Source organism: Nonomuraea maritima (assembly GCF_900100395.1).
Taxonomy (GTDB): domain Bacteria; phylum Actinomycetota; class Actinomycetes; order Streptosporangiales; family Streptosporangiaceae; genus Nonomuraea; species Nonomuraea maritima.
On the sequence record NZ_FNFB01000041.1, the window covers coordinates 1 to 12,871 of the forward strand.

General features: G+C 69.7%; 15 protein-coding genes. 2 read left to right on the forward strand and 13 right to left on the reverse strand.

Annotated elements, in window-relative coordinates; all coding sequences use genetic code 11:
- The 6 genes from BLR04_RS36350 to BLR04_RS36375 all read right to left on the reverse strand — a co-directional run.
- On the reverse strand, window positions 1-409 hold a 409-nt coding region (locus tag BLR04_RS36350; protein ID WP_176903466.1), incomplete at its 3' end, for a S8 family serine peptidase.
- Complete coding sequence (locus BLR04_RS36355; protein WP_245740913.1) at window positions 403-1,305, reverse strand: hypothetical protein; 903 nt, start codon at window positions 1,303-1,305, stop codon at window positions 403-405. The genes BLR04_RS36355 and BLR04_RS36350, both read right to left, overlap by 7 nt.
- Before the next feature lie 74 nt (window positions 1,306-1,379).
- Complete coding sequence (locus BLR04_RS36360) at window positions 1,380-2,594, reverse strand: S8 family serine peptidase (RefSeq protein ID WP_245740915.1); 1,215 nt, start codon at window positions 2,592-2,594, stop codon at window positions 1,380-1,382.
- The gene (locus BLR04_RS36365; RefSeq protein WP_245740916.1) at window positions 2,588-3,298 is read right to left on the reverse strand and encodes a hypothetical protein; all 711 of its coding nucleotides are present in this window, start codon (window positions 3,296-3,298) and stop codon (window positions 2,588-2,590) included. The genes BLR04_RS36360 and BLR04_RS36365 overlap by 7 nt, the downstream gene beginning before the upstream one ends.
- 89 nt (window positions 3,299-3,387) lie before the next feature.
- The gene (moeZ, locus tag BLR04_RS36370; RefSeq protein WP_090773725.1) at window positions 3,388-4,569 is read right to left on the reverse strand and encodes an adenylyltransferase/sulfurtransferase MoeZ; all 1,182 of its coding nucleotides are present in this window, start codon (window positions 4,567-4,569) and stop codon (window positions 3,388-3,390) included.
- Between the two features lie 45 nt (window positions 4,570-4,614).
- Window positions 4,615-5,514 carry an alpha/beta fold hydrolase gene (locus BLR04_RS36375; protein WP_090773726.1) on the reverse strand — a complete coding sequence of 300 codons (900 nt, stop codon included), beginning with the start codon at window positions 5,512-5,514 and terminating at the stop codon, window positions 4,615-4,617.
- Window positions 5,515-6,331: 817 nt separating this feature from the next.
- On the opposite strand from BLR04_RS36375, the gene BLR04_RS36380 reads away from it, so the two are divergent.
- Window positions 6,332-6,703: a hypothetical protein gene (locus BLR04_RS36380; protein ID WP_090773727.1), complete on the forward strand. Its 372-nt coding sequence runs from the start codon at window positions 6,332-6,334 to the stop codon at window positions 6,701-6,703.
- A gap of 526 nt (window positions 6,704-7,229) precedes the next feature.
- Window positions 7,230-7,559, forward strand: a complete 330-nt coding sequence (locus BLR04_RS36385) for a hypothetical protein (RefSeq protein WP_090773728.1) — start codon at window positions 7,230-7,232, stop codon at window positions 7,557-7,559.
- A gap of 168 nt (window positions 7,560-7,727) precedes the next feature.
- Here the strand turns inward: BLR04_RS36385 and BLR04_RS36390 are convergent, their stop codons facing one another.
- The 7 genes from BLR04_RS36390 to ku form a co-directional block, all read right to left on the reverse strand.
- On the reverse strand, window positions 7,728-8,012 hold the full coding sequence (locus BLR04_RS36390) for a hypothetical protein (RefSeq protein WP_090773729.1): 285 nt from the start codon (window positions 8,010-8,012) through the stop codon (window positions 7,728-7,730).
- Between the two features lie 98 nt (window positions 8,013-8,110).
- Window positions 8,111-8,545: a hypothetical protein gene (locus tag BLR04_RS36395; protein ID WP_090773730.1), complete on the reverse strand. Its 435-nt coding sequence runs from the start codon at window positions 8,543-8,545 to the stop codon at window positions 8,111-8,113.
- Window positions 8,546-8,756: 211 nt separating this feature from the next.
- On the reverse strand, window positions 8,757-9,053 hold the full coding sequence (locus BLR04_RS36400) for a hypothetical protein (protein WP_090773731.1): 297 nt from the start codon (window positions 9,051-9,053) through the stop codon (window positions 8,757-8,759).
- 499 nt (window positions 9,054-9,552) lie between these two features.
- Complete coding sequence (locus tag BLR04_RS36405) at window positions 9,553-9,933, reverse strand: hypothetical protein (RefSeq protein WP_090773732.1); 381 nt, start codon at window positions 9,931-9,933, stop codon at window positions 9,553-9,555.
- A gap of 261 nt (window positions 9,934-10,194) precedes the next feature.
- Complete coding sequence (locus BLR04_RS36410; RefSeq protein ID WP_090773733.1) at window positions 10,195-10,929, reverse strand: ABC transporter permease; 735 nt, start codon at window positions 10,927-10,929, stop codon at window positions 10,195-10,197.
- The gene (locus BLR04_RS36415) at window positions 10,926-11,831 is read right to left on the reverse strand and encodes an ABC transporter ATP-binding protein (protein WP_090773734.1); all 906 of its coding nucleotides are present in this window, start codon (window positions 11,829-11,831) and stop codon (window positions 10,926-10,928) included. Before BLR04_RS36415 ends, BLR04_RS36410 begins: the two co-directional genes overlap by 4 nt.
- Window positions 11,832-11,905: 74 nt before the next feature.
- A complete protein-coding gene (gene ku / locus BLR04_RS36420) occupies window positions 11,906-12,793 on the reverse strand; it encodes a non-homologous end joining protein Ku (RefSeq protein ID WP_090773735.1) in 888 nt (295 codons plus the stop codon).
- Window positions 12,794-12,871: the final 78 nt, after the last annotated feature.

Consider the following 12,871-nt stretch of genomic DNA (forward strand, 5'->3'; position numbering starts at 1 on the left):
CCTCCTGCTCCTCCGACGGCACCGAGAAGACGGGCTCCTCGGCGATGGCCATGGGCAGCGACAGGATGCGCGCGTCAGGGGCGACGCCGACCAGGCCGTCGTCCGCGCCCGAGCCGGCGATGAGGGCCGCCATCGCCGTGCCGTGCGCCCCCGGCCGCACCTCGCGCCGTACGGCGCCCGTCGTCATGTCGGGTCCGGCGCTGACCCGGCCCCGCAGCTCCTTGACGGTGGCGTCCACGGCGCTGTCGACGACGGCGACGGTGACGCCGCGGCCCTTGGTGACCGTCCAGGCCCGTTCGACGTTGAGCGCGTCCAGCACCCACTGCTGCTGTTCGCGCACGGGGTCGGCGGGCGCGGCGCCGGTGAAGGCGACGATCGCCGCCGTGGCGAGGCGCAGGGCGGTCAGCACACGTTCCCCTGGGTGCAGGGCGGCACCTTCGGCGGGTCCGCCAGGAAGTAGGCGATCTGGTTGCCGATCGACCTGGCGGCCGGCCACAGCTCGCTGTGCAGGATCTCCTCGGGCGGCACCGCGGCCCGCGTGCGTCCGTCGGCGTAGCCGCCGGTGGTGAAGACGACGTACGGGCCCGCGCCCACCCAGCTGGTGCGCTGGCGCTGGTCGGCGCCGAACCGGTCGGCCACCGTGCCGGGGAAGGCGACCGGCAGCACGCCCACCCGGTCGTCCTGGGTCAGTTCGTCGGTCACCGAGACGCGCGCCTCCTCGTCCTTCAGCACGGCCACGCCCACGGTGAAGACGAACGAGGCGGTCTGGTCGATGTACGTGGCCCGCAGCAGCGTCAGGCAGCCGTGCTCCTGGAGGATGCCGCCCAGCGGGGAGTCGAGGCCCTTGACGCACCCGGTCTCGGGGGCGATGCCGACGCGGCGCGCGTACTGCTGGGCGCGGTCGAGCCCGAAGTACTTCACCTCTTCGGGGAACACACTGGTCGCGGGCCAGGCCTGCCAGCGGCGGGCGATCTCCTCCTGTTTGTAGCGGTCCTGCTCGGCGGCGGTGAGCGGGCGCGAGCGCGTCTCGAAGAACAGGCCGACCGTGCCGAGCAGCACCACGAGGGACGAGACGGTGATGACGAAGCCGACCACGAGCACGAAGACGCGCCGGTAGCGCACGCCCTGCTGCAGGGACTGGATCTCGGCGCGTTTCCTGGCCTCCGTGCGCGTGCGGGAGTTCGCCCCCTGCCAGGTGCGCACCCGGGAGCGGCGGCCGGTCGCGGCGCCGAGCGGGTTCCGCCGTCCTTGGGCGGACTCGCCCTCGGCGCGCGGTAGCCCTGTGCTCGACCTACGGTTCTTCACGCCGCCTCGTTCTCGCGTCCGTCGCTCGGTGGCTCGGAGAGCCGTTCTGCGTTTTGTCCCCCTTGATAGGCGGATCATGCGCCTTGTGATGTCTGTGCGCGCCGTACCCGTACGAGCAGGCTGACGACCACCGACAGGGACACCAGCGCGCCGGCCGCCCCCGCGACCGCGATAGCCGCGCGGACCGTGACCAGCCGGTCGCCCCCGACGGCGGCCGTCACCGGGCCCTCCTCCGCGCCGGCCAGCGGCCGGGCGGGATCGTGCGCCTCGGGGCCGGTCGCCACCTCGGTGTGGCCGGACAGCCGGGACGCCTCGGCCAGCGCCCGCGCCGCGTCGACCACGCCGAACCCGGTCGCGGTGTCGTAGCCGTCCGGGGGGAGGTCGGTCGCGCCGGCGGCCAGCGCCCGCGCCACCAGTGGCGGCGACAGCGTCGGATACCTGGCCCTGACGAGCGCCGCGACGCCCGACACCAGCGCGGTGGCCTGCGAGGTGCCGCGGCCGACCCAGTACGCGCCGCCAGGGCCCGCGCCCATGATGTCCACGCCCGGTGCGGCCACCAGCACCGAGGAATTGCGGTTGGAGAAAGCCGCCCGCCGCAGCCGCCGGTCGGTCGCCGCGACCGACACGACCCCCGGGAGCGCTGCCGGGTAGGAGTAGGTCGCGCCGTCGCCCTCGTTGCCCGCCGCCGCCACCAGCACGACCCCCCTGGCGATGGCGTAGCGGACGGCGGCCCGCTCCGCCCGGGTCGCGAGCTGCTTCGAGATCGACAGGTTGATGACGTCTGCTCCCTCGTCCACCGCGTAGCGGATGCCGCGGGCCACCACGTTCTCGAAACGGCCGCCCGAGCCGAACGCGCGGCGGCCCGGCTCGTCGTCCTCCAGGATGACCCTCACCGACAGTACGTCCGCTTCCGGCGCGGCGCCGATGATCCCGCGTTCTCCGCCGGGCCCGTGACCGTGCCCGGCGATCAGGGAGGCCATGTAGGTGCCGTGCAGCCTGCGCGGGACCGTTCCCCGCGGATTGGCCCCTGCGGTGAAGTCGCGGCCCACACGTACCGAACCGGCCAGGTCGGGATGGCGCGGGTCGACGCCGGAGTCGAGCACCGCCACCGTCACCCCCGAGCCCCTGCTGATCCGCCACGCCTGCGCGAGCCGCAGCGTCTCGATCACCGCCCGCTGCCCGCCGCGCACGTCGTCCGCCGTCGCGGGCGGCGCGAGCATCGCCGCTGATCCTGTCGCGCAGACCGTGGCGCACACCGCGACCGCGACCGCCGCCGACCGCCTCAGCACCGCAGCTCCCGGAACGCGCAGCCGGACCTGCTCAGCCTGGCGAGCACCTGCTCGGCCATCTCGGAGGCGAAGGCGAAGAACGCCGGTCGCGGCTCGCCCGCCGCGCTCGCCGGCCGCCCGTCCACCTGCCCCGCCGTCATCACCACGAGGTACGGCCCCGCCTGGCTGACCGACCCCGCCTGCCGGACCTCCGGGGTGAACCGGTCGGCCGGCGTTCCACGGAAGGCGAGGGGCCGCAGCCCGGGCGCCGGGCCTCCTCCCACAGGGAAGGCCTCTTTCGCGCGTACGGCGCCCAGCTCGTCGCGCAGCACCACCACACCGATCGTGACGAGCACCCCGCGCAGCGCGTCGACGTACGTGGCCCGCAGCACACCCCGGCACCCCTCGCGGCGCAGGGCCGCGAGCACCTGCGGGTCGACCGCGCCGCCGCACGCGGTACGTGGCGAGATGCCGATCCTTCCGGCCCGCTCACGCCCGCCCTGTTCGGCGGTGTACGGCAGGACGGCGGGGAACACGCGGCCCGCCGGCCAGACGCGCCAGCGTTCGGCGACCTCGCGCGCGGCCGCCGCGTCACGCTCGGCCGCGCTCGGGCCACGGACGAGCTCCGTGCGCGCACCGCCGCCCGCCACCCCGGCGACCGCCGCGCAGCACAGCGTCAGCGCGGAGGCCGCCACGAGCGTGGGCCAGGGACGGGCCGGCCGCACCGGTCAGACCTGCTCGTGGATGGAGTCCATGTCGCAGATTTTCCCCGACGGAGCGGGCCGGCCTGGGCGTATCCCGGGAAATGCCCCGCTCAGTAGGAGGGCAGGCTCGGGTCGACGGTCTTGACCCAGCTCAGCACGCCGCCGCCCACGTGGACGGCGTCGGAGAAGCCGGCGTTCTTGACGATCGCGAGAGCCTCGGCCGACCGCGCGCCCGACTTGCAGTGGAGCACGATCTTCTTGTCCTGCGGCAGCTTCTCCAGGGCCGAGCCGTTGAGGAACTCGCCCTTGGGGATCAGCGTCGCGCCGGGGATGCTGACGATCTCGTACTCGTTCGGCTCGCGGACGTCGACGACGAAGATGTTGTCGCCGCGGTCCTGCATGGACTTGAGCTCCTGCGCGGTGATCGTGGAGCCGCTGGCCGCCTCGGCCGCCTCGTCGGAGATCGCGCCGCAGAACGCCTCGTAGTCGTCGAGCAGTTGGGTGACCGACGGGTTCTTGCCGCACAGCACGCACTCGGGGTCCTTGCGGACCTTGACGTCGCGGTACTTCATCTCGAGGGCGTCGTAGATCATCAGCCGGCCGACCAGCGGGTCGCCGATGCCGGTCAGCAGCTTGATGGCCTCGTTGACCTGGATGGAGCCGATCGACGCGCACAGCACGCCGAGGACGCCGCCCTCGGCGCACGACGGCACCATGCCGGGAGGCGGGGGCTCCGGGTAGAGGCAGCGGTAGCAGGGACCGTGCTCGGCCCAGAACACGCTCGCCTGGCCGTCGAAGCGGTAGATCGACCCCCAGACGTACGGCTTGCCGAGCAGCACCGCCGCGTCGTTCACCATGTAACGCGTGGCGAAGTTGTCGGTGCCGTCGACGATGAGGTCGTAGCCCGAGAAGATCTCCATGACGTTCTCGGTGGTGAGCGCCGTGTTGTGGATCACGACCTCGACGTACGGGTTGATCTCGCGGACCGACGCCGCGGCGCTCTCGGCCTTCAGCCGGCCCACGTCGGACTGGCCGTGGATGATCTGGCGCTGCAGGTTGGACTCGTCGACGACGTCGAAGTCGATGATGCCGAGCGTGCCGACACCCGCCGCCGCGAGATACATCAGCGCGGGCGAGCCCAGCCCTCCGGCGCCGACACACAGCACCTTTGCGTTCTTCAGCCGCTTCTGCCCCGCCATCCCCACATCGGGGATGATCAGGTGGCGCGAGTAGCGGCGCACTTCGTCGACGGTCAGCTCAGCGGCCGGCTCGACCAGAGGTGGCAACGACACTTTCTACGCTCCCGTTTTTCAGGGGGTCTTGTCTCCCAGTGAAACCTAGCCCGGCAGTGGGGCATTCCCCAATCGAGTCTCACCGATCAGACGGCGTGCTTCCGCCGCCACCACCTGCGGCATCTCCATCATCGCCACATGCCCCGCGGTGGGCAGCAACACCAGCCGCACCTGCCGGAACGCACGGTACGCCTTCCGCGCCATCGCCGGACGGACCAGCCGGTCGTGTCGCCCGTGGATGATCAGCGTGGGCGCCTGGACCTGCTCCGCCTGACGCCACAGGTTGTCGCGGCCGAGCCGGAAGTACTCGGCGACGATCCCCCGCGCGGTGGCGACCACCGCCCGCGAGGCGTGCGGCAGGCCGTCGCGCCTGCGCTGCTCCTCGATGGCGTCCTGGAGCCGCAGGGGGTGCACGGCGCCCATGTCGGCCCAGACCATGGCGAACGACGACTGGATGCGGTGCTCGGCCGGGAGCACGCGGAGCCGGTCGGCGGCCCACTCTCCCAGCCTGGGCAGGGCGGCGGCGGCCACCCGGACGGGCCCGTACCTCGGGACCAGGTCGGGCAGGGCCGGGGAGATGAGCGTGAGCGAACGTACGAGGTCAGGACGGCTCGCGGCGACCCGGACGGCGATCGCTCCGCCGAGCGAGTTGCCGATCAGGTGGGCGGGACCGGTGTGGGTCAGCAGGCCGATGACGGCCCCGGCGTGGGCGTCGACGGAGTAGTCGCCGTCGGCCGGCTCCGGGGAGAATCCCGCGCCGGGCAGGTCAGGGGCGTGACCCTGGACGATGTCCTTGAGCTCGTGCATGAGGTCGGTCCAGTTGGTCGCCGATCCGGCGAGCCCGTGCACGAACACCGCCTGCTCGGCGGGCCCTGCGGGCGTCGAGCGCACGTGCATCGAGCCGATCATGCGTCCCGGCCAGTGCTGGATCGGCTCCGCCTGCATGGGCCCCCTCCTCGTTCTCGCGTCGCCCACACGATAGGTACGGCGCCGCGCTACTCCCAAACCGCCCCAGACGCCTACACCAGCCACCTTCTCCGGCATACAGGATTCTTCACCGCATACCTCGCGTGCGCTGCCTCGCGCGTGATGGCGCCGCTGGCCTGACATAGCCGGATTTATCAGGGCATACATGGCTAAGCGATCTCATACCACGCCAAGAGCCAGGCAAAAGGCGTCGAATCCCGTTTACGGCGACCTGCGCAGGAAACCATCAGACCAGCGACACCCAGCGTGACACCGACGGCACATACCGTGATGAGCGGTACGGGTCGGAGGCGTGACACGTGGCGCTGCATCCCACGGACGGCATTTACCGGAGCGACCATTGTGCGGCCCTCCGGTAAATGCCTTCCACGGATGCATTCGGCGCCTGACGACATGCCGGACGTCGCCATTCTCAGCGCGAACATGACCGGAAGAACCGCCCGTACATGTTCGCGCGTTTTCGCTTTTCTGAGCGGCGCACAATCAGCCGTCCCGCCCTGCTCGTCCCCGTCGGGATTCGATGCGGACGAGCAGGTCGAATGGGTCGCGCGGCGCCCTGCTCGAGCACTTTCCATTTCCGTCCCAATCGGACATATCACGCCATTTCGCAGGATAGATCTACAAGCCAAGCAATAAGACTCTTATTGCATAGCAAAATGGGGGGATCCCCGTTTGCTGGGTCACAGGCCCGGAAATGACATTGACCGGATGGACTCGCAGTAGTCATCCGAAATCGCCGAGAACGGGGCAACCCATCCAATAGGGGGAAAACGCAATGCCCAAGCTTAAGACTGTTATCGCAGGCCTCGCCGCCAGCACCGCGCTGACCGGCGCCCTGGTCGCCGGCGGTGCGACCGCCGCCGTCGCCATGCCGGCCGCCGCGCCCGTCGTCGCTGACGACGGCTTCGGCGACGACTTCGGCATCGGTGGTGGCCACCACTTCTTCCACGACCGCGGACATCGCCGTCAGTGCAGGAACCACCACCGCGGCTGGGGCGGCTGGGGCGGCGGCGGCTGGGGCCGGGGCCGTCACCACCGCCACCACCAGAACATCTGCATCGTGGTGCGGAACCACAACTTCAACGACAACCAGGACCGTCACCGCCACCGCCACGAGGAGTTCGACCGCCGCGGCCCGCTTCTCTAGGCAGTCACGTAACAATGGAATGAGCGCTCGTTTTCTCCAATGGTCGTCCCGGCCCCGATCCAGGGATTCCGGTTCCCGGCCTGCGATGAATTCCGAGCTCTCAGGGACGGGCCGTACCCGACGGCACGGCCCGTCCTGAGATATCTCTTCTCCTCGCCTCCAAGGCGACATTGAGGGCCCCGTGGGCAGCACGCCCACGGGGCCCTCTCTGTGCCGTCACGGGTGCATTCCCTGAGGCGGGGATTTCGGCATGTCCGCGTCCGGAACGACCGGCCCCGCCACGAACGCCCACCGTGCCGGCGAAGCACCACAGGGGCGATTTGTCATGGTGGTGCCCGATACAAGCTAAGAGACGGCAATTGCGGTTTGTGGCCCTTTCGTCCGGTTATATCCATAGTGCGGATGATTGGTAAGCAATCATCCGAAGTATTCCCCAGACCGATGTCGGCGCAAGCATTTCGCACCGGCTCGCCCATCACGAGGAATACGGAGTTATCGGGCAAATCGATCCTTTAGGGGGGAACAAATGCCCAAGCTCAAGACACTCATCGCAGGTCTCGCCATGAGCACGGCGATGACCGGAGCCGCAGTCGCCGGGGGCGCCGCCACGCAGGCCGCCTCCGCCAATGCCGCCACGCAGGTCGCCACCCAGGTCGGCACGGCCACCGCGCAGCTCGGAGTCGCCGGCTGCCGGCGGGTCCGCCGTTGCGGCTGGGGCTGGCGTCGCGGCGGTTGGGGAGGAGGGTGGCGTCGCCACCACCACCGCCAGCACATCAACGTCCACGTGCACAACCACAACATCAACAACAACGCTCGTCATGACCGCAACCGCTGGGATGACGACTGGGACTTCTGAGCCGTAGGTGACCCGGTGGCGTCAGGATCCGCGCCACTGTGGAGTCCGCCCAAGCGCTGAACTCCAACGAAGTCGACACAGCCCGTATTCAGCAGAGACCGGCCTTTCTCACAAAGAGACGGCCCGCTGGATACGGGCACTTCCATGTCCGCGCCCGGGCCCCCGCCCTCACCAGGGGTCGCGTTCCTCCCTCTCCTGGCGCAGGACGTCCTCGAACGTGGGGCGCCGGTCAGCCGTCCGCGACCACACGATCAGGTAGCCCAGCCCGGCGGCCGACTTCAGACTTCCGCGCACCCGGCGTCCCAGCGCCTTGATCGGCCGCAGCAGCGACCTGAGCGCCCGCCATGGATGAGCCAGGGCCCAGGCGATCGCGTGGACGGCCAGCAGGCCGAGAGGGATCCCGCCGACGTCGTCGTCGCCCCGCTCCCTTCTCCTCCCGCGCCGGCCGCTCATGGCGCGGGAGTGCGGGCCGAGGTCACGCGGGTGTCGCCGTCCGTCACGGATCCTCCCCGGGCCTTCGGTGTACGTCGTGCCGCCAGCGTACGCGGGGATCAGCCGCTCGGCACCGGGATCGGGGTCGCACCCAGGTCGAACCTGCAGCTCCCCAGGTCGCTCTTCACCACGACCCGGCCGTTGATCGTGATGCTGCAGTGGACGTACGGCACGCCCTGGGCGTAGGCCAGCAGGTCGTCCACGCCGGGCTTCTTGGCGGCGTCCCCTTCGGCGTAGACGAGGTACTGGTCGGGCCAGGTCAGGGTCGTGTTCCGCTTCCAGACCACGTCTCCCGGGACGCGCTCGTTCGCTTCGGCGTCGCCGTCCAGCCACATCACGTCGAGGTCGTAGAACTCAGGGCGCGCGTTCTCCAGGGACACCTCGAGCACGACGTGCTGCTGTACCGGCTCCGGATCGTCGAGGACGGACGTGTCGGGGAATGAGCAACCGGCGAGCAGGCCGGCCAGCGCGATGATCGCGACGGGACGTCGCATGATCCTCCTCAGGGGGTGCGGGGGACGTGATCGTCACATCCTCCCCGACGGGGACGGCCCGGACATGACGAAGTGCCCGTGTCCGGCGGGCCGCCCCTCTCACGAAGGGCGGGTCCCCGCTGAACACGGGCACTGCGGGCTCTGTCGGAGTTCATCGCGTGTGCGGACTCCACGGCGGCGCGGATCCGGACGCCGCCGGGTCACTTACAGCTCAGAAGTCCCAGTCGTCGTCCCAGCCGCGGCTCCGGTGGGAGTTGTTGTTGTAGTTGAAGTTGTCCACGTGGACGTTGACACGGTTGTGGTGACGGCGCCATCCTCCGCCCCAGCCACCGCCCCAGCCACCGCAGCGACGCCGGCAGCCGGCGGTCACCATCTGGGTGGACGCCGTGCTGACCTGGGTCGCGGCGCTCGCCGCGGCGGTCTGAACGGCGGCGCCTCCGGCGACCGCGGTACCGGTCATGGCCGTACCGACGGCGAGACCGACGACAAGAGTCTTGAGCTTGGGCATTGCCTTCCCCCTACAGGATCGATTGCCCGATACCCCACATTCCTTATTAACGGCATAAATCCGCACTTCTAAGGATTGTGACGGACGATTGCTCTCCAACCATCCGCACTGTGAATATAACCGGACGAAAGGGCCACAAACCGCAATTGCCGTCTCTTAACTCATATCCGGCGTCACCATGAAAAATCGCCCACGGCCCGCCGCGGTGACGTCCCCCGGCCCCGCTCCCGCCGCACCTCCTGAATCCGGGCATGCCAAAATCCCCGCCCTCGGGAATTGGCCCGTGAAACGACACAGTGAGGGCTCCGCCGGCGCCATTGCCGGCGGAGCCCTCAAAGTCGTCGCGAGGACGAGGAGATGAAACTCGGGACGGATTGCCCCATCAGACGCGGCCCGTCCCGAAAGCCCGGAGACCACCGCGGGTTCGTATCCCCCGATGAAGGGGTGGATGCTTCCCGGCGAGAACCGAGCTCATCCCTGCACCGTCAAAGACGGCTGATCAGTTGGCGGCGAGGGTGTTCGCCCCAAGGGCGCCCGCGCCCGGCTGCGTGATGGGCGGCAGCTGGTTCAGGTCGAACCACCAGCGACGGTCCCAACGGGGCTCGTGACGGTGGCGGTGCTCCTGCGGGTTCCGGTTGTGGTTGAAGTTCTCGATGACCAGCTTGATGTGCCTGCGGTGGTGACGGTGGCTACGCCGCCAGCCCCAGCCGCAGCGCCTGGCTCGGAAGCAGGACGCGCCGGTCAGGACCGACGTGCCCGTGCTGACCTGGGTGGCGGCAGATGCGCTGGCAGTGGTGACGGTCGCGCCCGCGACCACAGCGCCGCCCGTCATGGCGGTGCTGAGGGCGAGGCCCGCGATAACACTCTTGAGCTTGGGCATTGCGTTTTCCCCCTAAAGGTTCGATTGCCCCGTACTCGACCTATCTGGTGACCCAAGAAAAGGTCTCGGATGATTGCTGAAGAGTCATCCGGTAAGTGTCATTTCCGGCACTGTGGGCGAGCAAACAGCTATCTCCCCATTTTGCTATGCATTAGCATTGTTATTGCTTGGAATACGTATTTATGGAATGAAATAAGATGAATTGCCCGGAATGTCCGATTTGCGATTCCCGGTCGTCCGGGGAAGGCGCCCGGCCCGCCCTCACTCCCAGCGGAAAAGCCGTACCGCGAGCCCGGAGAACAGCACCAGCCCGGCGACCATCACCGCCAGATGCGGGAATTGCGGCCACTCCCCCGCCCACGTGTCACGCATGGCGTTCACGAACGGTCCGACCACCGAGTAATCGCTGATCCGGCGCAGCACGTCCGGCATGATCTCGCGCGGGATCCACATGCCGGCCACGAAGAGCAGCGGGAACATCACGAGCGACCCGATGGCGGAAGCGGTCGGGCCGTTCCGCGCGACCGCGGCGATCACCAGGCCGATCGCCATCATGGCGGCGGCGCCCAGCACGAAGACCAGCACGAAGCCGAACAGCTGGACGGGGATGCGCGACCCGTACACCAGCCGTCCTGACCCGATCACGGCGACGGCCGCGACCGCGGCCACGCCCAGGTTGAGCACGAGCTGCGCGCCGAGCACCCGCGCCGGGTGCACGGGCGTGGCCGACATCCTGCGCAGCATCCCCCTTTCCCGGTACGTCGCCAGCGCGCTCGGCAGCACCGTGAACGACGCCGTCAGCAGCGCCAGCAGGATCATCTGCGCGGGCAGCTGCGCGTCCACCGACCGCTGCCCGCCGAGGTCGGGGTCGGCCGCGCGCAGGTCCGGGATCTGCCCCAGCGCCAGCAGGAGCGTCACCGGCAACGCCAGCGTGAACAGAGCGGCCGGCCACTCGCGCACGAGCAGCTTCGCCTCCACGAACAGGACCTTCCTCATGCCAGCTTCCTTCCGGTGAGAGCGAGGAACGCGTCGTCGAGCGTGGCCCGTTCGATGCGCAGGTCGTCGGGGACGACCCCCTTCTCCGCCAGCGCGAGTGTGACGGCCGGCGCGAGGTTGCCGTCGCCGGTCACGACCACCCGGTCACCGGTACGGCTCACGTCGGTGACCTCGGGCAGCGCCAGCAGCAGGGCGTCGTCGAAGGGAACGGTCGGCCGGAAGCGCACCCGCTGCCCGCCACCGACCCGTCCGGTCAGCCCGGCGGGCGAGTCGACGGCGACCACGCGGCCCGCGTCGATGAGCGCGACCCGGTCGCAGAGCCGTTCGGCCTCCTCCATGAAGTGGGTGACGAGCACGATCGTCACGCCCGTGTCGCGTACCTGCTCGACCAGCTCCCATGAGTCGCGGCGGGCCTGCGGGTCGAGACCGGTGGTCAGCTCGTCGAGGACCGCGACGCGCGGCCGGCCGACCAGCGCGAGCGCCACCGACAGCCGCTGACGCTGACCGCCGGACAGCTTGGCGAACGCCGTGTCACGCTTGGCGGCCAGGCCGACCTGGTCCATGAGCTCGCGCCAGTCGGCGGGGTCGGGATAGAAGGAGGCGTACAGATCGAGCGCCTCCCACACCTTGATCTTGTCCGGCAGCGCGGCGCTCTGCAACTGGACCCCGAGGACGCGGCGCAGGTCCGCGCGCTGGGTGACAGGGTCGAGCCCGGTGACGCGCACCGAGCCTCCGTCTGGTTCGCGCAGCCCCGAGACGCATTCCACGGTCGTGGTCTTGCCGGCGCCGTTCGGGCCGAGGATGCCGAAGATCTCGCCGCTGGCGACCGCGAACGACACGTCGTCGACCGCGACGTGGTCCCGGTAGCGCTTGTGGAGGTTCCTGACCTCGATCACGTCCATGCTTCGACGCTACGGACGGCGCTTCCCGCGCGGAATCGAGCTGACTCCCCGACGGGGTGTACCTAGGTGCAGGGTCAGGCCGACTTGCGGGCCTTGCGCTTGGCGGGGGCCTTCTCCTCTTCCTGCGCCTTGTCGTCCGCCTTGGCCTTGCCTGAGGCGGCCCGCTTGGGCTTGGCCGGAGCGCCTTCGCGCTCGCGCTTGGCGGCCTCGACGCTGGCGCGGAGCGCGGCCATGAGGTCGACCGCCGGGCCGGCCTCCTCCTCCTCGCGGGCCGGCACGACCTCCTTGCCCGCGACCTTGGCCTCGATCACCTGCTGCAGCGCCTCGCGGTAGGTGTCGTGGTACTCGCTCGCGTCGAAGCCCGAGGCCATGGTGCTGATCAGGGACTCGGCCATCTTGAGCTCCTGCGCGCGCACCTCGATGTCCTCGTCGAGGAAGCCGAAGTCGGGCGTGCGGATCTCGTCGGGCCAATACATCGTCTCCAGGACGAAGACACCGTCCCTGACCCGCAGGGTCGCCAGCGACTCGCGCTGGCGCAGCGCCACCTTGACCACCGCGACCTGCCCCGAGCTCTCCAGCGCGTCCCGCAGCAGCATGTACGGCTTCGCGCCCTGCGCGTCGGGCTCCAGGTAGTACGACTTCGCGAAGTAGATCGGGTCGATCTGTTCGGCGGGCGTGAACTGCAGGACGTCGATCCGGCGGGACGTGCTCAGCGGCAGCCCCTCGAAGTCCTCGTCGGTGAGCACCACGATCTCGCCGCCGGCCAGCTCGTACCCCTTGGCGATGTCGGCGTACGGGACCTCCTCGCCGTCGACCGTGCACACGCGCTTGTAGCGGATCCGGCCGCCGTCCTCGCGGTGCACCTGGTGGAACGAGACGTCCTTCTGCTCGGTCGCCGAGTAGAGCTTGACCGGGATGGTGACCAGGCCGAAAGAGATCGCACCCTTCCAGATGCTGCGCATAGGTCGCCTCTCAAGCTCTCGATGGCCCGCCGAAAGGGCACATACCCGTCATGGGGCAAGCAATGCCATATCCCGTCG

Excerpts from the sequence above, each read along its gene's own strand:
- BLR04_RS36375 (WP_090773726.1), bottom strand. The coding sequence starts at position 5,514 with ATGCAGGCGGAGCCGATCCAGCACTGGCCGGGACGCATGATCGGCTCG.
- BLR04_RS36380 (WP_090773727.1), top strand. The coding sequence starts at position 6,332 with ATGCCCAAGCTTAAGACTGTTATCGCAGGCCTCGCCGCCAGCACCGCG.
- BLR04_RS36405 (WP_090773732.1), bottom strand. The coding sequence starts at position 9,933 with ATGCCCAAGCTCAAGAGTGTTATCGCGGGCCTCGCCCTCAGCACCGCC.
- ku (WP_090773735.1), bottom strand. The coding sequence starts at position 12,793 with ATGCGCAGCATCTGGAAGGGTGCGATCTCTTTCGGCCTGGTCACCATC.
- BLR04_RS36410 (WP_090773733.1), bottom strand. The coding sequence starts at position 10,929 with ATGAGGAAGGTCCTGTTCGTGGAGGCGAAGCTGCTCGTGCGCGAGTGG.
- BLR04_RS36400 (WP_090773731.1), bottom strand. The coding sequence starts at position 9,053 with ATGCCCAAGCTCAAGACTCTTGTCGTCGGTCTCGCCGTCGGTACGGCC.
- BLR04_RS36390 (WP_090773729.1), bottom strand. The coding sequence starts at position 8,012 with ATGAGCGGCCGGCGCGGGAGGAGAAGGGAGCGGGGCGACGACGACGTC.
- BLR04_RS36415 (WP_090773734.1), bottom strand. The coding sequence starts at position 11,831 with ATGGACGTGATCGAGGTCAGGAACCTCCACAAGCGCTACCGGGACCAC.
- BLR04_RS36385 (WP_090773728.1), top strand. The coding sequence starts at position 7,230 with ATGCCCAAGCTCAAGACACTCATCGCAGGTCTCGCCATGAGCACGGCG.
- BLR04_RS36395 (WP_090773730.1), bottom strand. The coding sequence starts at position 8,545 with ATGCGACGTCCCGTCGCGATCATCGCGCTGGCCGGCCTGCTCGCCGGT.